21 protein-coding genes are annotated in these 23,822 nt (G+C 42.4%); all 21 read right to left on the minus strand.

Annotated elements, in window-relative coordinates; translation table 11 throughout:
• Positions 1 to 34 precede the first annotated feature (34 nt).
• Positions 35 to 1,078 carry a flagellar motor switch protein FliG gene (gene fliG, locus C9J48_RS03840; protein WP_006230969.1) on the minus strand — a complete coding sequence of 348 codons (1,044 nt, stop codon included), beginning with the start codon at positions 1,076 to 1,078 and terminating at the stop codon, positions 35 to 37.
• Complete coding sequence (gene fliF, locus C9J48_RS03845; RefSeq protein WP_006230968.1) at positions 1,071 to 2,813, minus strand: flagellar basal-body MS-ring/collar protein FliF; 1,743 nt, start codon at positions 2,811 to 2,813, stop codon at positions 1,071 to 1,073. Before fliF ends, fliG begins: the two co-directional genes overlap by 8 nt.
• A gap of 16 nt (positions 2,814 to 2,829) precedes the next feature.
• On the minus strand, positions 2,830 to 3,141 hold the full coding sequence (gene fliE / locus C9J48_RS03850) for a flagellar hook-basal body complex protein FliE (RefSeq protein WP_006230967.1): 312 nt from the start codon (positions 3,139 to 3,141) through the stop codon (positions 2,830 to 2,832).
• A 121-nt stretch (positions 3,142 to 3,262) separates the two neighbouring features.
• Positions 3,263 to 4,663 (minus strand): sigma-54-dependent transcriptional regulator, encoded by a 1,401-nt coding sequence (locus tag C9J48_RS03855; RefSeq protein ID WP_006230966.1) that lies wholly within the window; start codon positions 4,661 to 4,663, stop codon positions 3,263 to 3,265.
• Positions 4,664 to 4,708: 45 nt separating this feature from the next.
• Positions 4,709 to 5,767: a sensor histidine kinase gene (locus tag C9J48_RS03860; protein WP_006230965.1), complete on the minus strand. Its 1,059-nt coding sequence runs from the start codon at positions 5,765 to 5,767 to the stop codon at positions 4,709 to 4,711.
• Positions 5,768 to 6,271: 504 nt separating this feature from the next.
• Positions 6,272 to 7,729 carry a sigma-54 dependent transcriptional regulator gene (locus tag C9J48_RS03865; RefSeq protein ID WP_006230964.1) on the minus strand — a complete coding sequence of 486 codons (1,458 nt, stop codon included), beginning with the start codon at positions 7,727 to 7,729 and terminating at the stop codon, positions 6,272 to 6,274.
• A gap of 340 nt (positions 7,730 to 8,069) precedes the next feature.
• Entirely contained in the window at positions 8,070 to 8,474 is a 405-nt protein-coding gene (gene fliS / locus C9J48_RS03870) for a flagellar export chaperone FliS (RefSeq protein WP_036803462.1), read from the minus strand.
• A 15-nt stretch (positions 8,475 to 8,489) separates the two neighbouring features.
• Positions 8,490 to 8,774 carry a hypothetical protein gene (locus C9J48_RS03875; protein ID WP_006230962.1) on the minus strand — a complete coding sequence of 95 codons (285 nt, stop codon included), beginning with the start codon at positions 8,772 to 8,774 and terminating at the stop codon, positions 8,490 to 8,492.
• Positions 8,775 to 8,879: 105 nt separating this feature from the next.
• On the minus strand, positions 8,880 to 10,253 hold the full coding sequence (gene fliD, locus C9J48_RS03880; protein WP_006230961.1) for a flagellar filament capping protein FliD: 1,374 nt from the start codon (positions 10,251 to 10,253) through the stop codon (positions 8,880 to 8,882).
• A 25-nt stretch (positions 10,254 to 10,278) separates the two neighbouring features.
• Positions 10,279 to 10,713: a flagellar protein FlaG gene (gene flaG, locus C9J48_RS03885; RefSeq protein ID WP_006230960.1), complete on the minus strand. Its 435-nt coding sequence runs from the start codon at positions 10,711 to 10,713 to the stop codon at positions 10,279 to 10,281.
• Between the two features lie 115 nt (positions 10,714 to 10,828).
• Positions 10,829 to 11,977, minus strand: a complete 1,149-nt coding sequence (locus C9J48_RS03890) for a flagellin (protein ID WP_006230959.1) — start codon at positions 11,975 to 11,977, stop codon at positions 10,829 to 10,831.
• Positions 11,978 to 12,249: 272 nt separating this feature from the next.
• A complete protein-coding gene (locus C9J48_RS03895) occupies positions 12,250 to 13,398 on the minus strand; it encodes a flagellin (protein ID WP_006230958.1) in 1,149 nt (382 codons plus the stop codon).
• Between the two features lie 234 nt (positions 13,399 to 13,632).
• The gene (gene flgL / locus C9J48_RS03900) at positions 13,633 to 14,823 is read right to left on the minus strand and encodes a flagellar hook-associated protein FlgL (protein ID WP_006230957.1); all 1,191 of its coding nucleotides are present in this window, start codon (positions 14,821 to 14,823) and stop codon (positions 13,633 to 13,635) included.
• 12 nt (positions 14,824 to 14,835) lie between these two features.
• Positions 14,836 to 16,716, minus strand: a complete 1,881-nt coding sequence (gene flgK, locus C9J48_RS03905; protein WP_006230956.1) for a flagellar hook-associated protein FlgK — start codon at positions 16,714 to 16,716, stop codon at positions 14,836 to 14,838.
• A 229-nt stretch (positions 16,717 to 16,945) separates the two neighbouring features.
• Entirely contained in the window at positions 16,946 to 17,899 is a 954-nt protein-coding gene (flgJ, locus tag C9J48_RS03910) for a flagellar assembly peptidoglycan hydrolase FlgJ (protein WP_006230955.1), read from the minus strand.
• Positions 17,900 to 17,964: 65 nt separating this feature from the next.
• A complete protein-coding gene (locus C9J48_RS03915; RefSeq protein WP_050764890.1) occupies positions 17,965 to 19,026 on the minus strand; it encodes a flagellar basal body P-ring protein FlgI in 1,062 nt (353 codons plus the stop codon).
• Between the two features lie 96 nt (positions 19,027 to 19,122).
• Positions 19,123 to 19,893: a flagellar basal body L-ring protein FlgH gene (flgH, locus tag C9J48_RS03920; RefSeq protein ID WP_006230953.1), complete on the minus strand. Its 771-nt coding sequence runs from the start codon at positions 19,891 to 19,893 to the stop codon at positions 19,123 to 19,125.
• Positions 19,894 to 19,910: 17 nt separating this feature from the next.
• Positions 19,911 to 20,699 (minus strand): flagellar basal-body rod protein FlgG, encoded by a 789-nt coding sequence (flgG, locus tag C9J48_RS03925; protein WP_006230952.1) that lies wholly within the window; start codon positions 20,697 to 20,699, stop codon positions 19,911 to 19,913.
• Positions 20,700 to 20,719: 20 nt separating this feature from the next.
• Complete coding sequence (flgF, locus tag C9J48_RS03930; RefSeq protein ID WP_006230951.1) at positions 20,720 to 21,469, minus strand: flagellar basal-body rod protein FlgF; 750 nt, start codon at positions 21,467 to 21,469, stop codon at positions 20,720 to 20,722.
• A 206-nt stretch (positions 21,470 to 21,675) separates the two neighbouring features.
• On the minus strand, positions 21,676 to 22,983 hold the full coding sequence (gene flgE, locus C9J48_RS03935) for a flagellar hook protein FlgE (protein WP_006230950.1): 1,308 nt from the start codon (positions 22,981 to 22,983) through the stop codon (positions 21,676 to 21,678).
• A 110-nt stretch (positions 22,984 to 23,093) separates the two neighbouring features.
• Complete coding sequence (gene flgD, locus C9J48_RS03940) at positions 23,094 to 23,810, minus strand: flagellar hook assembly protein FlgD (protein ID WP_006230949.1); 717 nt, start codon at positions 23,808 to 23,810, stop codon at positions 23,094 to 23,096.
• Between the last annotated feature and the right edge of the window lie 12 nt (positions 23,811 to 23,822).

Consider the following 23,822-nt stretch of genomic DNA (forward strand, 5'->3'; position numbering starts at 1 on the left):
AACAACACCCTGCTATAAATTTGCGAAAAATTGATTATAAGAACTCATCAGCACCGCCGTTACCTGTCAGCATAATTTCACCAGCATCAGCTAAACGACGAGCTACCGATAAAATTTCTTTTTGTGCCATTTCGACATCAGCTACACGGATTGGTCCCATGGCTTCTAAATCATCTTGTAGCATTTCAGCCGCACGTTTAGACATATTACGTAAGATTTTCTCACGCAGCATATCATCTGCACCTTTAAGGGCTTTTTGTAATAGGTCTTGTGGCACATCACGTAAGATAACCTGAATACCACGATCATCCACTTCAGCAAGGTTTTCGAACACGAACATCAGATCTTGAATTTGTGTGGCGGTATCTTCATCGTTCTCACGAATTTGATCCATCAACATACCTTCAACACTGTTATCGAGGTAGTTCATGATTTCTGCCGCCGCCTTCATGCCACCAATTTTCGCCGCTTGAGCACCCGCTTGACCAGCGAATTGTTTCTCCATGATGTCATTCAATTCATGTAGAGCTGCTGGTTGTACTTCTTCTAAATTAGCAATACGCATCATTAAGTCGAGTCGTACACGCTCAGGGAACTGTGCCAGTATTTCAGCTGATTGCTCGGGTTCTAAATACGATAATACAATGGTTTGGATCTGCGGGTGTTCATTCAAAATGATGCTCGCAACCTGACGAGGATCCATCCATTTCAACGAATCTAAACCACGCGAGCCACTGCCCATTAAAATTTGATCAACCAAGTTATTGGCTTTATCTTCACCTAACGCAGCAATTAATGTATTACGAACAAAGTCTTCGCTACCCATACCAATGCTGGTGTACTTCTGAATATCTTCAAGAAAATGTCGATGAACTGCTGACACTTTATCTTGGTTTAAATCTGCCATGCTTGCCATCGAACCACCCACCCGCTGCACTTGCTTGGGTTCTAGGTGGCGAATAATAGTCGCGGCATCTTGTTCACTTAGGCTTAATAACAGAATGGCTGCTTTATCAATACCTGATAGCGAGTTGGCATCAAACTTTTTTTCTTCTGCTGTAGCAACTTCATTAGCCATCTTCATTCACCCAATTTTTCACAACTTGAGCCGCTAAATCAGGCTCGTTGGCAACCAGTGCTCTGACTGCTTTTAATAAATCTTCATCTTTATGCAAATTCGGTAAATCTAAATTACTGCTGCTTAATTCGAAACCATCAACACTGTCTAATTCAGAGCCAATAAGATCAATATCATCACCAGACGATAAGATTGGCAAACCGTTCTTATCTAATGGTGTACCGTCTGCAGCTTGATGTGGATACAACAGTTTTTTCATTGCAGGGCGAATCAATACGATCACGATAACAATAATAACCAGTGCCGCAGCTAACCAACGCACCCACGTATTGAAATTCGGATTTTCCCAAATAGGTAACTCAGCAATCAGTTCTTGTGTTGGTAATGCAAATGGCATTGCTATAACTTCTAACATATCGCCACGAGCTTCAGAAAAACCAACACCACCCATCAATAAACGGCGAATTTTAAGCAACTCAGCTTCGCTTACTGGTACGCGTGTTACTTCCCCCGTTTCAGGGTTCGTTAGTGATTTATAATCAACCGCGACCGAGACCGTTTGACGGCTTACCGTGCCAGTTTGAGCACGTAGATGACTGATTACAGTATCAAGCTCAAAGTTACGGGTTGCTTCTCGGTGAGATGCGCCGTCACTAGAACCTCGACCCGATTGCATGTCAGCAATATCTTGAGGGATAGATGCATCTGCAGGAGGTTGATTACTCAAAGCCCCCGGAATACCGGCAACAATATTACCGTTATTGTAATTCTCAACCGTGTATTCACTTCGAGTTGACGGCGTCGATGGGTCAAAACGTTTGCGGGTTTCTTCTTGTGCGCTGAAATCCATCGCGACATCAACTTGCGAGGTATAATTACCAAAGCCAAGGATCGGGATTAAAATCGAATCAATTTTTTCGCGCATCGCTTGTTCTTGCTTACGCTCTAATTCATATTCTTTTCGTTGTGCAGTCGCTGATGCGTCTTCTGTACCTGAACTCAGTAAACGACCATGTTGATCTGTTACTGTTACTCGATTTGGTTTTAAACTGGGAACAGCACTTGCTACCATATCAACAATTGAATCAACTTCTGGCTGCTTCAAAGAACCATTGGTACCTAACGTTAAGAATACCGTGGCCGATGCTTCTTGATTATGACGAACAAAAACACTTTGCTTAGGCATCGCCAATAGCACCTGCGCTTTACGTACTTGACGAATTTGTTCAATCGCACGCGCCAGTTGTCGTTCTCGACTTAATTTTAAGCGCTCGCCTTCTAGGCGTTGAGATACACCAAAACCCATGTCTTGTAATAATATTTCATCGCCTTCAGCAACGGCGTTGTTCAAGCCTGCACGGGTAAGCCCTAATTGAATCGAAGAAAAATTATCTGCAGGTACACGAATCGTGTTGCCATCTAATTCGTACTTAACTTTTGTTTGATCAAAATGGTCAAGAATCGTAATCAGTTCAGCTGTGTCATAAGTACCTAAAGGACGCATTTCAGGTTCTTTAATCCACATCACCATCATTACAATTAACGCTACACAAATAGAGACAGATAGCACAAGAATAACCTGACGTAATAAATCTAGGTTTCCGAGTACACTGTCGACGCGTGTGGCACTTTTTTCTTCTGCATCAGGATTCTGCAATTCAAGATCACCGTCTGTGACCATTTGAGTTGATGCATCATTGCCTGCAACAGCTAATTCGCGGTTTTGTTCCGACACTAACTAACTTCCTGCATTATACGGGCATATTCATTAATTCTTTGTACGCTTCAACCATCTTGTTGCGTACCTGTACCGTCGCTTCAAAAGCCACGCTCGACTTATTACGGGCAATCATGACATCAGATAACGATACACTGCGATCGCCTTGATCAAAACGGGTACTTAAATCACTCGACTGACTTTGTAGCTGATTTACAGATTTAACCGCATCGTTAAACAAAGCACCAAAATCGGCACTAACTTGCTGCCCAGTTGCTGGACGAGAAGTATTTTGAGCCTCCAAGCCCATCACTTTCATTTCTGCTTGTAGTCCATTTACGTTCATTCTATTCCTCGCAAAGTCAGCATATTGACATTTTCATCGATTATCACCGCTTAAGCCCTAATACTGCAAGCTTAACGCCCGTTTTAAGCCGTAATCGTATTAAGTGGTAATTATTTATTAATCAGAGTGGGATCTCTATTCCGGCATCGCGCATTTTGGCTAATTTATAGCGTAGGGTTCGCGGACTAATTCCTAGCTGTTCAGCAACATCTTTTCGACGCCCCTCGCACGCTTTTATGGTATCTATAATAATAATAAACTCTTGTTCACGTAGCTCACTACCGAGCCCATCGCGTGTAGGCGCTGTTTGTAAAGGCTCAATGTTGGGGACAACAGGTTTATTGCCAGTGTTTAATTCTGCCTGAACGGCATTTTGCAAACCGATAGCATCTAGCCAATCTAACCCTTCAAGCAAAATATGCTCACTTTCAATGCTACGGCTATCACATAAAATGAGTGCACGTTGAATTACATTATCAAGCTCTCTTACATTACCCGGCCACTCATATTGTTGTAACTTCACTTCTGCATTCACGCTAATTACTGGCACGGGTAAACCTTGCTTCATGCAATGACGCTCGACAAAAAAACGTGCTAACGGGGTAATATCACCTTTGCGTTCAGACAGTGCTGGCCATACTAATGGGAATACATTTAAGCGGTAATATAGATCTTCTCGGAAGTGTCCTTGTGCAACATATTGCTTTAGATCGCGATTACTAGTCGCAAGTACCCGAACATTTAATTTAATACTTTTTCGACTACCTAAACGTTCAACTTCCCGTTCTTGTAATACACGTAATAATTTGGCTTGTAGGCTCAGATCCATTTCACTGATTTCATCCAGTAAAATTGTTCCGCCTTGTGCTTGTTCAAACTTACCAGGACAAGCTTGAACCGCGCCAGTAAAGGCCCCTTTTTCATAACCAAATAATGTCGCTTCCAGCATGTTATCTGGAATTGCGGCGCAGTTAATGGCAACAAAAGGCCCATCACTACGAGTAGAGTGATCATGAATATACCGTGACATGACTTCTTTACCTGAACCACTAGGTCCAAGCACCATGACATTAGCATCTGTTTTGGCGACTTTTTCGGCTAAAGCGAGTAATTTTAGACTTTTTTCATCAGCAACAATAGCTTGGCTTGAGGCACAGCGAGTAGGAGCATAACGGCTCACCATATTAAGTAATACTTCAGGTGCAAATGGCTTCGCCATATAATCGATAGCACCCTCTTTCATGGCAGATACAGCATCTTCAATATTCGCGTAAGCAGTCATCAGTAAAACCGGTGTTTTAGGCCAATTTTGCTTAATATTCCGTAATAAACCCAATCCATCCATGCCTGCCATTTGTACATCCGACACCACAATATCAACGGGTTCAGATTTTAAAATAAGCAATGCTTTCTCGGCACTATCAGCTTCTAACCATTGGTAACCCGCTAGCGCTAATGTATCAACTAATGCTTCACGAAGGCCTTTGTCATCCTCGACAACTAATACGCGGCTTTGATTCATCAAAATTCCCTTATCGCTTATTTTTATTATTCACTGTGAGCTAGCTTAACGGCTTTCTGTACTCGCCTCTGTCGCTAACGGCATTTGCTCTTGCACTAAAGGCATCGTAATACTAAAGCAAGCCCCCTGCCCTAGTTCAGAGACCAATGACAGTCTACCATCGTGTGCGTTCGCAACCATTTGGACAACCGCGAGACCGAGCCCAGTGCCTTGTTGCCGTGTGGTATAAAAGGGTTCTAAAATTTTCGCCTGCATATCTAACGCAATGCCGGGACCATTATCTGAAACTGATAAGCTTATATTGTCACCTTGTACTTTACAGGTGATTGCAATTTTACAGATTGCCTCAACATACTCTGACATTTGAATCGCATTTGTGATCAGGTTACTTAATGCGCTAGCCAATGCATTTTCATTACCTAAGATCATCACACTTTCATCATCACAATCAATGCTGAAATCAACCTTGTTCGTTAAAACTTGCGCTTCAACCATGCACTCTAATTCATTAAGTAAACTTTCAATGCTAAAGCGGCTTATAACTTTGTTATCGCCCCCTTTGGCAAACAACAACATATCATTGACTTGTTTTTCCAAGTCATGCAATCGATCAACCAGTTTGGTTTGAAAACGTTCACGAGTTTGGGTGTTCAAATTAGGTGTCGACAAATTAGCAGCATATAACATAGCGCTAGATAATGGTGTTCTAACTTGATGCGCTAACGATGCAACCATTTTACCTAACGATGATAAACGTTGCATTTCACTGATACGTGATTGTAAAAGACGGGTTTCCGTCATATCGGTAATAAAAATCAATTGCCCAGCATCAGAAGCAGAAATAGCTAGCTTTACTTTACGTCCACTACGTAATGATACCTCATGTCCATCGTCGTCTTGCGGCGCAAAAGCACGCTGGATAACCGCAAACCATCGCTCACCTTCTAACGGTGCACCAAGTAAACGGTGCGCCTCAGGATTGGCTTCGCAGACACACCCCATAGGATCAAGCAAAATTACACCTGAAGGCATAACTTCCAATACTTGTTTATAACGACTGACTTGTTGGCTCAGCGTTCCCAGCGGGGATTCTATCTCGTCCATTTTACACCGAATAGTAACGTACAAAAACCATATAAAGCATTTTCCATGCCAAAATATAACAAATAATATCAATTAGTTACAAAACAAAAAACATTGAACACAAGGTCAAAAAAATGACACATTTAAAAATTGACAGTCAAAAAGTACGAAGAGAAAGTCATAATAATACCAAATCCATTAATTATCTGATCAATTCAGCGAGAGTTAAAATGCTTTTAGACAAGGAGATAAATTGAAAATCTAGTGGCTCTAAATTGAAATTTATTGATGCAGTATAAAAGTATTTTAAACTCGCCTAAAGGGAGCATCACTGTAAGTCAATTTCTGTGTCTAGCGATTTCAAAAGAGAGCCACTCTTCTATCAACCGCTATTCTTGAACTCGACTCCCTGTAGTGTTCTGAATGGTCAGATAATTAATGGAATTGGTATAAGCCCCCAATACACAAACAGCCCTTATTCTTTCAAATAAGAGCTGTTTGTAATATATCAAAGCGGTGTCGGTATTAACGAATGTCTTCTTTGCTCAATCCGTATTTCCGCATTTTTTCAACCAAGGTTGTACGACGCATGCCCAGCATATCTGCGGCACGAGAAACCACTCCCGCTTGTGCTTCTAATGCTTGACGAATCATTTCCACTTCTAGTTCGGCTAACATCTCTTTTAGATTTAAGCCTTCTGGTGGTAAATCATTCAAACCTGCCGGATCCTCTTCTTCAACATACGTAGAGGCAAACATATCAGCCAATGCCGATTGTTCTTGCTCTTCTGTTGATAAGAAGTTGTCTTCCGGTTGAAAATCAGGAATGTGGCTATAGCGATATTTCATTGGTAAATGGTTCACATCAACCATTTCACCAGGATAAAGAATAATTAAGCGCTCAACCAAATTGGCTAATTCACGAACATTACCCGCCCATTCATGCTCCATCAGTGATGTAATAGCACGAGGAGTGAAATGAATAAGTTTCGCGCCTTCAGCTTCCATTCTTGCTAATAACTCTTGAAGTAATAATGGAATGTCTTCAATACGTTCACGCAATGCTGGCATTTCAATTGGGAATACATTCAAGCGATAGTAAAGATCTTCGCGGAATGTATTATCAGCAATCATTTCATCAAGGTTACGATGCGTTGCCGCGACAATACGCACATTAACTTTGATTGTGTTATTCCCACCAACACGCTCGAAACTACGTTCTTGTAAAACGCGTAATAATTTAACTTGCATTGACATCGGCATATCACCGATCTCATCAAGGAATAATGTGCCACCTTCGGCTAATTCAAAACGCCCTTTACGAGATGAAATAGCACCCGTAAATGCGCCCTTCTCATGACCGAAAAGCTCACTTTCTAACAATTCAGAAGGAATTGCACCACAGTTAACGGGCACAAAAGGCCCTTTACCACGCGAAGAATGGTAATGAATATTACGCGCGACAACTTCTTTGCCAGTACCTGATTCACCTAGAATTAGAACACTCGCATCAGTTGATGATACTTGTTCAATTAATCGTCGAACCTGACTAATGCTCTCACTACGCCCCACCATGCTACGGAATAACGTGTTTTTTCTTCCTAGCTGTGGCACATGCAATGTCTGCTTGCCAAGAAATTCCTGACAATGGCGTAGTGCATCTGTTAACTGATTGTAATTAAGTGGCAGTAATAACTCCCCCACATAATTAGGTAAACCTGCTAATTCATTATCGTGGTTTGATAATGCAATCACTGGAATATGATTATGAATGCGTAAAAAATCGGAAATTTTATTCAGTGATTTACCGGAGTTTATTTTCCCCAACAGACAAGCGCCCCAAGCCTTCTCCCAAAGAGAGCTATCAACTTCATTTGTTGAAACGGCTTCATGCTGTTCACCAACAAAATTAAGAATGACACTTAAGTCATGACGATGCTGCAGATCGTCATCAATAACGAGGATCTTTGCTAAACCTTGCATAAGATTGATATTGCCTGCCTTTAAGGTAATGTTCTATTTTGTGGCGTATTCGAGAGGAACAGCAACCAGAGGTATGCTGCTATTGTAATAAATGCACAGGATAAGGCAACCAGAGACAGCCAAAAGCTGTGATACCAGTACAAGGTAAAATGAAAATAGAGACAAAAAGCAGAAAAAAATAATCTAAACAAACATGCTATTGACGTAAAGAATGAGCATACCTTATTAAATTATAAAGAATTATGGGTTTTCTTTTTCATATAATAACCAAATTCTTTATTTTTAATAAAAACGATTATCTCTCGCTAAACACCAGAGATAATCGAAAATAATTGCTTCACTACATTTCAAGTTGAGTAATATTGTGAAATTCAGTCGGAATTTGCTCCCATGCTGATTTGATTTCACGCAACATATCAATGACGTCATCAATTGGTTCAGGGATGTTTTCTTGGTTTGCCTTATAGATTTGCTGGATCATAAAATCATATAGTGCATCAAGATTAGACGCGATATCACCGCCATCTTCCATTGATAAACAACTGCGTAAACTAATAATGATGTCTAGCGCTTTCCCTAAACGTTCGCCTTTAACAGCAATGTTACCTTGCTCCATTGACGCTTTGCCCTGAATAAGGCGTTCGATTGCGCCTGCCATTAACATCTGGATCACACGGTGTGGTGATGCTGATGTTAGCTGACTATCAACAGAGACTCGTTTATAAGCCTGTAGAGATCCTCTCATTGCCATGTTATTACCTTACCGAAATTTATTATAAGCCTGCATCGAGCGTTGCCCGTGCTGAAACCGTTGTAATTGACCTGCCGAGTTATCTCTATGGTGACGAATTCGAGCAAGTATACTTGTTGTACGTTCAACGGCTGTTTGCCAGTCTGCTTTATTCAAGCATTCAGGTGCAGCCATTAACTGTTGAAGAAGCTGTTCGCGCTGTTGCAGCAAACCTTGCAATAAATCAGAGGCAACATCACTATCGACCGCAAGTAGCGACTCCAGTTGGTTATCTAATTCATTCAAACGCTGCATGTTAAGCTCTCTTTATGTCTTTGTTTTTCGCTTTATAAGTGACTGTATTTACGACTTATTTAGCGTAAATCCATGCTTTTAAAACCAGAAACTAAAAGCATATTATTAAAACTGTGGCATCATGCTCATCATCGAGCCTAACTGCCCTTTCATTTGTCCCATTGCTGCATCCATCGCGACAAATTGATCGTGCGTACGTTGCTTTACGCTCTCCATACGGCGATCTAAATTCGTTTGATCGGTATTCAATCGCATCACTTGATCATTCAAGCTATTTTCACGCCCTTTAATACTGCCTGTGATGCCAGTATAAGAATGGATCAAATCTTCAATGCGGCGAGCAAAGCCGTTTTGCCCACCAAAGAATTCGCCCACGTCGTTAAAGTTCTGATCAAGTTGCTTATCTAATATGTCGTAATCGACTTCTAAGCGCCCCGCCATGGTCGTTGTAATGCCCAGTTCACTCAGTGTTTGAATTGATTCAGGTGCGCCTTCAACGGGATTAGCAAATGCCCCTCGAAGTTGATTCGTAACAGAACGAGTAATGCTATCACCCACTAATGGGCCTTTTTCTTGCGATTCAGGATCAAACCGACCCAATTCTTGGCTTACATCGAAGAACTGATTATAAGCATTAACGAACTGTTCTATCGAACCACCCACTTGATTGCGATCGTAGCCTACATCGACCACAACATCAGGCGTATCGACGCCATCAGTCAGCTTTTTAAGATCAATATCAACACCATTAATCGCATCTTCAATGTTGTTCGTGCTGCTTGTAACTGATGCTAAGCCATCAATTAACACCCGTGAATCCACAGCAGGCTGCATTTCCCTCATCGAATTAGCATCGTTATTAATGTTAAAACCAAATTTTTGTAATGTGCTGAATGCAGGCGCCTCAACGTTTACTTTAATGCTATTTTGTTCACCTGTTTTATCTGCTGCTAGCACAAGGCGAGCGCCATTATCATCTTTGATAACGGAGGCCATTACACCGGGGTTGTCTGGTGCTCGGTTAATCAACCGAACAACATCAAGAATTTTACTTTCATCGGCTGGAATATCGACCGTAAACGGCTTACCACCCAATGCCATTGATAGTTTACCCGCTCCCATTTTCTCTTTTTCATCAAAAGAACTGGAAACAATTTTATGAGACTGAGCAAGCTGCTGAACATTAACGGTGTATTTTCCAGGAATGGCTTCAGAAGAGACGTTTGCAGCTAAAACCTCATCGTTGTCAATCGATACGCTACGTGCAGACATCACGTCATTACGACGAAAATCTGCCATCAAATTTTTCATGGTATCTAACGAGCCTTTTAGTCTTCCGTAAGCACTTAAGCTCACATCAACCTGATCACGTTGTTGATTAATACGTGATTCTTTGGGTGCTCGTTCAGCATCGACAATGCTTTTTACCATACCGTTAATATCAAGACCGGAAGCGGTACCCGCTGCGCCTATATTCATTAACTACCTCAAATGATGACAATAATTACACTTGCGTTGTTACTAACCCCCCTGAGTGTGATGCAATTTGGCGGGATAGCGTTAAAATATCTTCGTCTGGAATCTGTCTAACAATTTCACCACTGCTCTTATCATAAATAGTGACAATGCTGCGGCCTGATTCTTCATCAATACGAAATGCGAGCCCTTTATTTAGGGTGCCAACAAACTCTTCAAGGCGTTCAACCACTTTTTCAAGTTGTTGGCGCTGCATTTCATTTTGCTTCTCGACCGATGCTGTTTGTTCAACGCGACGAATATCCGTTTGCCCTTTATCACTACTTTGCTGAATATGACTTTGATTCAGTTTATCGGAGATCGGCGGCAAACCTTGAGAATCAGCAGAAGATAAAGCAAATTTTGTGCCAGAATTACTGAGTTGTACTGAGGGAGATGAGCTTGCTATAGGTTTTACATCCATAACCATTCACCTTTATATATTGCAAAATGCGCTAATACAGGACTAACGAACGATAGAAAAAAGGCATAAAAAAACGGCAAGGGCAATGTGATTACCCTTGCCGTTCTTCGCTGGATTAACCCAGTAGGCTTAGTGCAGCTTGTGGTGCTTGTTTTGCTTGCGCAAGAATCGAAGTAGAAGCCTGAGAAAGAATCTGGTTCTTTGTCATTTCTGTCGTTTCTTTTGCGAAATCTGTATCACGAATACGGCTGTTAGAAGCAGATACGTTTTCGTTAACGTTATTCAAGTTGTTGATTGTGTGGTTCAAACGGTTCTGAGATGCACCTAAGTTTGCACGGTCTGAATCGATTTGCTTCAGAGCGTTATCAAGTACAGCGACCGCTTGCTGTGATCCACCAACACTTGTTACATCGATTTTTTGAACAGAAGCACCACCAGTACCGGCAGCAGCATCAGCCATACCCAGTGCTGCAACAGTTGCTGCACCTTCAAACTTAATTTCTTGGTCAGAATCAGCAACCACTTGTAGTGCTAACTTATCAACCATATTACCTGCGCCATCATCCACTTGAATAGTAGAAACTGAAGCATTCACATTACCAACAGCACCGTTAATTTTAGTGGCTAGCTCTTCAATGTCATCGCCAGCTTTTATTTGAACAGCAGTGCCATTGATTTTAAGATCTTCTGTTGCCATTGCATCAGAAACTTCCCAAGAAGAATCAACACCAGCTGTACCTTTCGTCGATGTGCTGTTCATCGCATCAGCACGGATGTCATTGAACGAAAGTTGTACTGCTTCACCTGAATCAGCACCAACTTGGAAAGAACGTGCGCCAAATGTACCGTTTAGCAATTTAGTACCACCAAAAGAAGTGGTTTCTGCGATACGGTTAATTTCATCTTTTAGTGCCGTAACTTCTTCTTGAATCGCAACACGGTCATCTGTAGAGTTCGAGCCGTTCGATGACTGTAGAGACAAGTCACGCATACGTTGCAAGATACTGGTTGTTTCCTGCATTGAACCTTCGGCTGTTTGTGCCATAGAGATACCGTCGTTTGCGTTACGTACAGCAACGTCTAAACCACGGCTCTGGGTCATCAAACGGTTAGAGATTTGCAGACCAGCCGCATCATCTTTCGCACTGTTGATTTGACTACCCGTAGACAAACGCTCCATTGATTTACCTGTAGCTTCGGTTGCCTGGCCAAGGTAACGCTGAGCGGTCATCGCAGAAACGTTAGTATTTACTGTAACTGCCATAATTGTATCTCCTTAATTATTCTTAATGGCTTAACCAGCCCAGCCGGCAAGACCTATATAATCTTTATTCAAGAGTTGTAACGGCATGGAATAGAAAACCTTTAAGCTTTTTTTTGTTTTTTTTTCAAAAGAGACAAAAGTGTGACTCAAGAAGGGTTCAATGATGAATCGTGGGAAGATTATCTGATAATAAAAAACGGCAAGAGGTTGCCTCTTACCGTTTTAAAATATAAAGCTGAACAGTTTTGCAGTCGTGTTTATTGCAGCAATATTTATTGTAACAATGTCAATGCAGCCTGTGGAATCTGTTTAGCTTGAGCCAAGATGGACGTACTTGCCTGCTGTAGAATCTGGTTTTTAGCCATTTCCGTCGATTCTTTTGCAAAATCAGTATCACGAATACGGCTATTCGATGCCGAGACGTTTTCAGATACATTCGCCAAGTTATTGATCGTGTGGCCTAAGCGATTCTGTTTCGCACCTAAATCGGCACGCTGGCTATCAATATATTTTAATGCAGAGTCTATAGTGCCTACAGCTTCTTGTGCCCCCCCCACACTTTTAACATCAACTTGTTGTACCGTCATCGCTTCACTGGCGGAGCCTGCAAATAAATCGACAGGAGCACCCGCAGCATCTTTACCTTGCGCTAGCTGCGTATTTGTCGAATCTAACGTTACTGCACCGTTTTCAGAAAATAACTGAAGCTCGCCATTGTCACGTACAGAAGCAGAAACACCAGACTGTTGACCGTTAATGCGGGTTGCTACTTCTTCAATATCATCGCCTTCAATTAGATCGACTGAAATGGGATCAGCTAAACCAGCAACGTTAATGCTAATTTTATCTCCGGCACCGGCTTGCCAGTTTTCATCAGCCATACCAGTTGCACGAAACATTTGACCGCCCATACGGGAATCATCGGCACGTACACTGGTTAACCCCATGATGATAGCTTCACCAGAGTCGGCACCAATTTGAAAAGCCGCTTCGCCAAACTGACCGTTTAGTAGTTTGCGCCCACCGAAAGAAGTTGTCTCTGCGATACGGTTAAGCTCATCTTGCAAAGCACCCACTTCTTGTTGAATCGCAACACGGTCGTCATCAGAGTTTGCACCATTGGATGACTGTAGCGATAAATCACGCATACGCTGCAGAATACTAGTTGATTCTTGCAACGCACCCTCAGCAGTTTGTGCAATCGAGATACCATCGTTCGCGTTACGCATAGCGACGTTCAAACCACGAGTCTGAGCAACCAGACGGTTTGAAATTTGAAGACCTGCAGCATCATCTTTTGCGCTGTTGATCTTACTACCCGTAGATAAACGCTCCATCGATTGGCTAAGATCGCCAGATGCTTTGTTCAAGTAACGCTGCGCAGTCATGGCAGACACGTTGGTGTTTACAGTTACAGCCATTTTGCTCTCCTTTGACTTTTCACTCTTTGGTGAAACAGCCTACCCGCAACGTCAATCTTTTAGACAGTGAAGTGGGGCCAGCCATATTAAGTTCTTTAATGAGTAATATTTTGCCACTAGTCCGCTTAAAGCAAACTGTGTGCCAATAGTTAGTATCACGGTGTTACGCGTGAGTAGTTCAAATATATTTAGTTAAACCCAACGTCATTAAGATATGTTTATTACCCATTATCTTTAGATATAATTAAATAAATTCAGGTCTTTCGTTTTTGCAAACGCTTGCTGTGATGCTTGAAGTGCCATCATATTTTGATTCAACTCAATCACTGCTGTGGCGTAATCAAGATCTTCTAATGTGCCGCGGGCTTCATTCATCACAATTTTAAAATCTTGGTGCATATCTTCTTGGCGATCTAACGTTTGCAGCCGAGTACCCACTTCAGATCTTGCGCGGTTAATGTGCTTAAACCCTTGCGCTAATTCTTCAGCAACTTGATGCAACTCCGCCGTCGCTGACGCATCAGATACATCGCTGTCTGATAGCTCGATACCACGCTTAAAAGCATCAAAGACACTGACATTCTCTTGTCTGTTTAACGCGATACTATCGCCATCTTTAATTTCCCCTTTAAGATCAACCTGCAAAGTATTCCATTGAATACCTTTATGAGGGTCAAAAGGGGCAGTGCTGACTAATGCTCCATCTTGATATAGTTCATATGATGTACTGCCCGATGACGTTGAAAAATCGACACGATATTCAGATTGATCGGCATCATTGCCATTTTTCGCTTGCGAAAGCAGTAATAATGAACCACTTTCTAGCGTGTAATCAGGCTGGTAGTCACCAAAGGGATTAGCGACTTCAAGGAAAAGTTTGTCACCCGCATCATTGATTGGCACATCAACTGATGGGGCAATTTTTGCCATTCGTTGGTAGCTATCGCCGACATAAGCCACATCACCGTTGTTATCACGGAAAAAAGGTTGTTGGCTGTATTGCGTCCCCGCGAAAACATAGTTGCCAGATTCATCGCGAGAGTTAACCAAATTCATAAATGAATCAAAGACTCCCTGCATATCTTGCTTATGAGCCACACGATCATCGCTAGATAATGATCCATTCACCATCATCATGGATTTACGTTTAGCGTCATCAAGTAGGTTCTCGACTTCAGTGATTGCCGCTTCTTCATTATTTAGGCGATTTCTTGCCATGGTAATGCTTTTTACTGATTGGTCGATCTGAGTGTTTTGCTGATCAAAATTCTGGATGTAAATAGAGGCAACAGGATCATCCCCCGCAGTTAATAATCGCTTACCAGAAGCTAATTGCTGCTGGTTTTCTTGCACTTTTATTTGCTGGCGATTCATATCATTAGATACAGAGTTATAATGATGGAAATTGGCAATACGACTAATCATGTCTGTTCATTCCTATCGTATATTTAACAAAGTATCGAAGGTGTCATTCGCAACCGACATGATGCGCGACGATGCCATATACGCTTGTTGAAACTTCATCATATTAGCCGCTTCCTCATCCATGTTTACGCCAGCAATTTCAGCCACTCGACTTTGTGCGGCATCTTTTTCAACTAAGCCCACTTCTTTTAATCGTGAAGCCGATGCTTTTTGTACACCCATTTCAGTATTTAGCCCTTCATACACATCAATCACACTAGAACGTCCGTCATTCATGATTTTCTGAGATTGAAGATCTTGCATTTTAATGAGGTTGCCATTATCACCATCAGACGCATTAAGGTTGACAGCAAAAACATCTCCCCCCATCGCACCCGACGATAATGTGAAACGCGTACCACCCACATTCACCTCACCACTAGGTGGGTATACTTGCGGAGCCTGCAAAATATTGCCTTTCATATCGAGTACGGCAAACTGGCTTGCATCAGGTGACACGGCGACCTGAAACTCATTAGGGCCACCCGCTGCGTTAATCGCTAAATCTGCATTGCCGTTTGCTTTAGTCGCAGAGCTTAAATAACTTTGAGCGGCAATTTTTGCAGGATCATCCAATAATGCTTTAATGTTACCCGCACCATCGCGGGTTGGACGAATAGCAATACGCTCACCAATGCCTATCGGTGAATCCATCTGAATACGTAATCCATCAACAGAAAATGCTGCTGGGTTTCCGCTGGGTACAACGCTCTGACGTGATCCATCTGGTGAGGTTAACGTGTGTTGGCTACCATCAAACGTAAGCCCATATTCGCCCACTTTTAGCTGGTTAATGTCTTCGATATACACTTTTAAATCGGCAGTCGAGCCAGCAGGAACACGAGCACGTGCTGCGGCAGATGCAGGGTCATTCACATCATGAAATAGGTTGCCACCTACATCACCGTTTAAATCTAAACCTTGCGATTGCAATTCATTAACCGAATCAGAAAACCCGATCGCTATGCGCCCCATTTCATCCATCGTCTGAGACAGGGTTTCATCGCGATATTGAAATAAAGCGGCAAGCTTGCCGCCAATATCGTCGTTACGAATCGGTTTCAAAGCTTTGCCTTCAACAATCGCTAACTGGGTTTGCTGTGGATCTGGCTTACCATTAATCATGCGTAATTCGCTAGATTCAGTACCCGATACCAAGGTATGCCCACTGCCAATCATGACGTTGAAGGTTTCATTATTTTTTGGGGTTACCGTTACTTTGGTGTATTGAGATAACTCATTAATCAAATTTTGATGGCGATCCATCAGGTCATTATCAGCCCCTGAAGCCGGTGTTTTGACGAGTGCTTTATGCACTTCTACCAGTTCACGACCAATATCATTCACCCGATTTAATGTGCCTGAAAGCACTTCGTTCGCTTCACTTTTTTGCTTAGCTAATGTGCCGTAGCTATCATTTAATCCCGATGCCACCAGCTTGGCTTTTTCTATCACAACTTTACGTGAACCCAGATCGTTCGGGCTATCGGCCATCGCTTTTACGGCGTCATGCCACTGATTCATATCTTCAGGAATTTTCTTAGAACTGTTGGCTAGCATATTATCTAGTCGTCCTAATTGTCCTTCCCGTTCAGTCGCATAACTTAAATTCGTGGTGGTTAGATTTAATTCATTCGTGGCAAACTGATCGTAGCCACGGCGAACTTCTGCCGCATGCACACCCGTACCATGCTGGCTACCGCCCCACCAAATGGGATCATTGGTTTGCTGCACCACAGACTGACGGCTATACCCTTCGGTATTAACATTATTAATGTTATGGCTGGTCGTATTGAGCTGTCGTTGTGCAGTCAATAAACCTTGAGAGCCCATATTGAGCAAATCAAATGCCATTACGCCTCCAGTTAGTCATAAAGTTCAATGAATCAAATAATTATCAAAGTTAAATGCAATATTCATTCCAACTTTAAGGTACATTCACTCTGTTGATTTTATTCAACTTTTCTAATGGGCATATAGAGGAAAAGCAAGAAGAGGCAAAGGCTTGCCTGACAATTGTTTGAAGGGGGGAGCACTACAATAAAACCGAATCTAGATGTACAGATCCCAGCGACTATCCGTATTACTTCATCAGCGACTTTACAGTATCCATCACACTCAATACTTTTTCCGTATATTTTGGATCTGTCGCATAACCGGCGTTATGAATATTACGAATAAATTGCGATGGCTCTTTCGGGTTTTCAAGTGCTTTAGAATAACGAGGGTTATCATTTAAAAAACGCACATAATCATTAAAACTGTCTTGGTAGTTATCATAAGAACGGAAGGCAGCTTTTTCTTGCACCGCAATACCATTATGAAATTCAAGAGTATTGGTTGCAACTTTATTACCAGACCAACGGGGATCAGCTTTAATATTAAAAAGGTTATTACTTGAACCAACTGCATTTTTTATTACTTTTTTACCCCAGCCCGTCTCTAATGCCGCTTGCGCAATTAACACGGAAGGATCGGTGCCAATCGCATTGGCTGCCTTTTCAGCATACGGACGCATGCGAGTAACAAAATCTTTTGGTGTATCAAAGGTTTCAACCGAACGTGCCATTGGCGGCTTAGCCGTATTCAATGTGCTCGCTTGCATCACTTTTAATGCATCATCCGTCGCTTGGTTAATAACCTGTTGATCAGGCTGGCGACTGTTTGGGTTAACAGGCAAGCGTAATGTTGTATCGTTCATGACTGTGCGAATCGCATTTTCAGAATCTTTATCTTCTTCACTACCGAGTTGCTGAACAATAAGATCTGCAAGCCCTAACGACCCTGTCGAACTTAGTTCGCTGGCAAGTTGCTCGTCATGCATTTGCTCAAAGAACTTTGAATTACTATTGCTGGTTAAATCAGATTCAAACGCTTCATTCGCCTGGCGCATCGATTTAAATAACATCTGGGTAAAAATAGCTTCAAACTGCTGAGCAGCAGCCCGCAGCGATCCGCTTTCATCATCACCAATGCCCGCACGAAGGCGTTCAAGGCTAGATATATCATGTACGAAACCAGGATCGATGCTTTTCATTGTGTAAGTTCTTTTATCGTAAATTCAGTGTCGTGACGAGTAACATTAAGCCAGGTACTCATGACCTAAATAATAATGAGCTGCCCTTCAATTGCACCCGCTTGTTTTAGCGCTTGTAAGATAGCCATTAAATCCGATGGTGCAGCCCCAACTTGGTTAACTGCACGTACTAATTCATCCAGTGTAATGCCCGGTTCAAATTTGAACATGCGTGAATCTTTCTCTGTAACGTCAATTTCAGAGTTCGGTACAACAACCGTTTCCCCACCAGAAAAAGGCGCTGGCTGACTGACTTGGTAATTCTCTTTGATTGAAACCGTCATACCACCGTGCGTAATCGCCGCTGGTTTTAACTTCACATTCTGACCAATCACAATGGTACCAGTACGTGAATTAACGATAATTTTTGCCGCCCCGACAGCAGGGTCAAATTCGATATTCTCTACGGTAGCAAGGAAAGCAACACGTTGGCTCACATCTCTGGGCGCACGAACTCGTACAGAGGTTGCATCTATCGCTGCTGCCATTTGAGGACCAAGAAATTCATTCACAGAATCAGCCATACGTTGAGCCGTCGAAAAGTCTGATTCAAATAAGTTGAAAGTAAGAAAATCACCTCGTCCAAAAGGGTTCGGAACTTCTTGTTCAACCATAGCGCCATTACTAATACGCCCTACGGTTGGGATGTTACCTACAAGCTTTGAGCCATCAGCCCCAGTTACACTGAAGCCGCCCACCACTAAACTGCCTTGTGCTACCGCATAAACTTTACCGTCTAAACCCTTTAAAAAGGTTTGCAATAACGTACCACCACGCAAACTTTTCGCAGAGCCAATAGACGAAACAGTGATATCAATACTTTGACCTTGCTTAGTAAACGCGGGCAAGGTGGCATTAACCGCAACCGCAGCAACATTTTTTGTTTTGGGTTTTGTACCAGCAGGTAATTGGATACCAAAATTTTGCAACATGGCATTAAAGCTTTGATCAGTAAATGGTGTCGTTTCCCCCGTACCAGGTAAACCGACAACCAGGCCATAACCCACTAATTGGTTACTACGTACCCCAGCAACTTCTGAGATATCTTTAATTCGGGCAGCTTGCAGCGGCAACGCTAGCAGTAGCATAAGGCTGATACAAAAGGTACGTAATTTCACTCTACTGCTCCGGGTTGCTCATTAATCAAAACGTGGGATTTATTATTTTCACTGTCTATATGTCATTTATAAACTGACATTGAAGAAATTAGCTAACCAGCCTTGTTCTTGCACATCTTGGCGATCACCCGTGCCTGAATATTGAATACGGGCATTGGTAATACGTGTCGATTCAATGGTATTTTCTTGGCTGATATCATCAGGACGAATCGTGCCACTAACACGAATATATTCATCCCCCGTATTCAAAGTGAGCCACTTTTCACCTCGTACCATCAGGTTACCGTTAGCAAGTACATCAATGACTTCAACTGAAATCGAGCCTTTAATACTGTTACTTTGATCCGCAGAGGTGGTTCCAGAAAATTTATTGGCATTTGCGACTTCATACGATAAATCACGATCACCAATGGTAAGCGGCTTACCACCTAGTACTAATGGGTCCATCGATAAATCTGTCGATTTATCCAAATCTGAACTGGCACTTTTTTTAGCTTGCGTCTTCTCTTCCAGCATCACAGTCACAATGTCACCAATACCACGAGGTTTAGTGTCATCATATAAATCTTGTGCTTGTACCGAGCTAAATAATGACCCCGTAGCTGTCGCGTAATGCTCTGGTTTTGCTTGAGGACGAATCGAGTTCCATGCTGGATCGCCAGCTTGTGGATCTTCTCGACGACGCAACATATCAATTAAGCCTGAATCTTGCTCTGTCGACCCTTCAACCGCATCGACTGTTGTGGTAGCTTTCTCTATATCGGATGGAACCAAGTCTGGATCCATTGCACAGCCGTTCAATAGAAGAATGACAATACCAGCAAGTACCTTTTTCATTGTTAACTTACTTCCCGTTATAGCTGTTGGTTTACGTAGCTCAACATCTGATCAACGGTTGAAATGACTTTAGAGTTCATTTCATATACGCGCTGAGCTTCTATCATGTTGACCAATTCTTCCGTTACATTAACGTTCGAAGTTTCTAACATCGACTGACGAATTGCCCCTAGGCCATCAAGACCCGGTACACCTTCTTGGGCATCGCCACTCGCCCCCGTAGGTAAGAATAAGTTCTGACCAATAGGCTCTAAACCGCCTGGATTAATAAAGCCAACGGTTGTTAGCTGACCCAGCACTTGGTTTTCTTGCTGTCCACGAATACGGGCTGAGACTTCGCCATCATTACCTACAGTAATACCGACAGCATCTTCTGGAATAGCAATTTCTGGTTGCACCACATAGCCAGAGCCAGTCGTTACCATTTGGCCATCGCCATTAATAGTAAATTGACCATTACGGGTATAACCGATATTTCCATCGGGTAGCAAAACCTGGAAGAAGCCTTCTCCCTCGATCATCATATCCATCGCGTTATTGGTAGTCTGCGTATTACCCTGCGTAAACACTTTTTGGGTTGCGACAACTTTAGAGCCAGCACCTAGCATTAAACCCGACGGTAATTCTGTATCTTGAGAAGATTGGCCACCTGGCTGGTTAATGTTTTGATAAAACAGATCTTCAAATACAGCACGGCTTTTCTTAAAACCAATGGTTGAGGCGTTAGCTAAGTTATTTGAAATAGTAGATATATTTGTCTGTTGAGCGTCAAGACCGGTTTTACTTACCCATAAAGCTGGATGCATGTTAATTACCTTTTATTGGATTAGCCTAAACGCAGTAGTGAAGCAGAAGCTTGATCCATTTCTTCTGCTGTTTTCATGATTTTCACTTGCATTTCAAAATGACGCTGCAAATCAATCATACTTGTCATTTCACCAACAGCATTGACGTTACTGCCTTCTAACGCGCCTTTTAGCAAGGTTACGCCAGCATCAGCATCGTACGTTTCTCCTGGTGTTTTTGACTTAAATAAACCGTTAACATCTTTGAATAAATCACGGTTATCAGGGCGAACTAGCTTTAATCGATCGACAATTTCCATCGCATCTGGCGGCGCACCTTGTGGCAATACAGAGATAGTACCGTCGTTACCGACTTGAATTTTATTAATAGGAAGAGGGATGAAGATTGGACCGCCATTTTCACCTAACATTAAATTACCGTTGCTGTTTTGCAGCATACCAGTTTCATCAATTTTTAGGTGACCCGCACGGGTATAAGCTTCTTGACCTGAGGCGTCAAGCACAGCAAGCCAACCATCACCTTCTACTGCAACATCAAGATCACGACCTGTCGTCATCACTGAACCTTGAGAGAAATCTTGTCCGGGACGCTCTGTCATGGCAAAAACACGAGACGGTAAACCTTCACCATACGCTTGCATACTGCGCGCTTGTTCCAAGTCAGCTCGGAAACCGGTCGTTCTTACATTGGCGAGGTTGTTGGCATGTGTTTGCATACCATACATATCTTGCTTTGCACCACTCATTGCTAAATAAAGCGCACGATCCATTATTGCTCTCCCATCTCATCTGAATGGTTTAAAGCAATAAGTATGCCAATGCAATAAGTTATTTATAAATCAATACTTTGACTTATTAATGCAAGAGATATGAGAATGAAACGGAAATGAAAAGACGTTTTTTTGGCAGGTTAAGACAAATATTGCCGCTTAAAAGATAAGCGGCAATAAAGCTGATACAGATTGGCGAAAGAATCTTATCGAATCTGTAAAATAGTTTGTTGTAGCTGATTATCGACTTCTAGCGCTCGTGAGTTAGCTTGGAAATTACGTTGCGCAGTAATTAAGTCCACCAGCTCTTGTGTCATATCGATGTTTGACTGCTCAAGCGTACCGCTTTTCACTGAACCAAATGCACCTTGGCTTGCTTCACCCCAAATAGCAGCACCTGAATCTTGACCTGTTGCCCACTGGGTACCACCTTTTGATACTAAGCCTTGCTCATTCGCAACACGTACCATACCAACACGACCCAGTGTAACGTTTTCGCCGTTACTGTACGTAGCGACAATTGACCCTTTAGCATCAATATCAACTTTCGCCAAATAACCCGTTGTCGCGCCATTTTCACTGAACTTTCGGATTTCAAACGGTGCCGCATACTGGGTTGGCGAATCAAACTGCATGGTTAATGTCTGAGCTTCATCAGCACCATTAAGATCAAGCCCAGCTCCACCAGCACCTAATGCTTCAGATATAATTGGCTGACCATTATTGATTTGAGCGACAGAACCATCAGTATTGAAATCGAGCGTACTACCTTGATGTCCGTTCGCAGCTGTCGTACCACCGTTAGTGATATTAATCGGTTTTTCACCTGTTGCATCTGTGCCTGTATAATAGACAGACCAACGGTTCGGCGCTGAGTTATCTTTTACATAATATGTCGATAACTTGTATGGCTGGCCCAATGAATCATACATAGTGACAGACGTTGATTTATCGTAACTATTACTATCATTGAAATCGAACAATGTCGCATCTTTTGCCTCAGCAGAGGCTGGCAAATTCACCCCAATATCAATATTGGTTGATGCACGAGGCTGACCGAACTGATCAGGTACCTTCATTGCTTGTGGTTCATAAGACGTTACTTGATCTGTTTCTTGATCAACGCCGTAACCCAACAGGAATTGACCTTCTGAGTTAACGACCTGATTGTCTTTATTTAGATGAAATGCACCGTTACGCGTCAGGTTATTATTCTGTGGTTGCAGCTTATCGTCTGCCACAGCAAAGAAGCCACTGCCTGAAATACGCAGATCCATCGGGTTATTAGTATAAATACTCGACCCTTCATGGAATTGCTGGGCAACAACCGATGTTTGCACACCGCCACCCGTTGTGGTTTTGGCATTAGAAAAGATCGAACTTGAATATACATCACCAAATTCAGCACGAGACTCTTTAAATCCGTAAGTATTGGCGTTCGCAATGTTATTACTTGTGGTGTTTAGATCTTTTTGAGATGCGCCGATACCACTAAGCGAAATATTGAATCCCATATTCTGACTCTCCTAATACTTGTGCATTAATTTCGCATTAATTTGTTTATGCATTGGTGGTTTTATTCAACATAGAACCACCAATAATTATTCTGTGTACTGTTAACAGATTATACCTTGCCAACTTCAAGCACTTCAGCAAGCTTGAATGGCGAATTGTGGCCCGCTAGGTTTAACATAACGTTACCGTCACCATTACCCAGTAATACACTGTTAACGTTGGCATAAGTGGAGACTTCAAACTCTCGGTTTTCACCGCCTACCATACCTGACGCTTTCACTTGGTAGCGACCTTCTGGCAACGGTTTGCCGTTTTCATCTGTACCATCCCACTCAAGGCGGTGTTCGCCTGGGGGCTTAGCACCAAGATCGAAGGTTTTGATTAACTGTCCTTGCTCGTTTTCAATGCGTACCATCATGTTATCAAGAGCTTGTGGTAGTTTAACCATTCCTGTAATACCACCTTCCGCATTTTTCACACCAGTCGCACCAGGAATTAATACATCACGCCCCACAAGCGATGAGGCTTGTAATGCTTGGCTTGATGTCATGGCTGAATTCAAGCTACCAAATTGTTCATTCATTTGGTTTATGCCATCTACCGTTGCAAACGATGCCATTTGGGCAATCATCTGATCGTTGCCTACCGGTTTAAATGGGTCTTGCTGGGCAAGTTGTTTCGTCAGTAACGATAAAAAGTCATCTTGTTTTAATTCATTTTGACCAGTTACTTTTGATTGCGTTTCTTGTAGCTTTTTCTCTTGCATTCCCTTGAGTTGATCAAGATAAGACAAGTTGCTTTGACCTGCGCCTGTAATACCAGCCATAACAGTGACTCC

It is taken from the genome of Photobacterium profundum (genome assembly GCF_003026285.1).
In the GTDB taxonomy this organism is placed as follows: domain Bacteria; phylum Pseudomonadota; class Gammaproteobacteria; order Enterobacterales; family Vibrionaceae; genus Photobacterium; species Photobacterium profundum.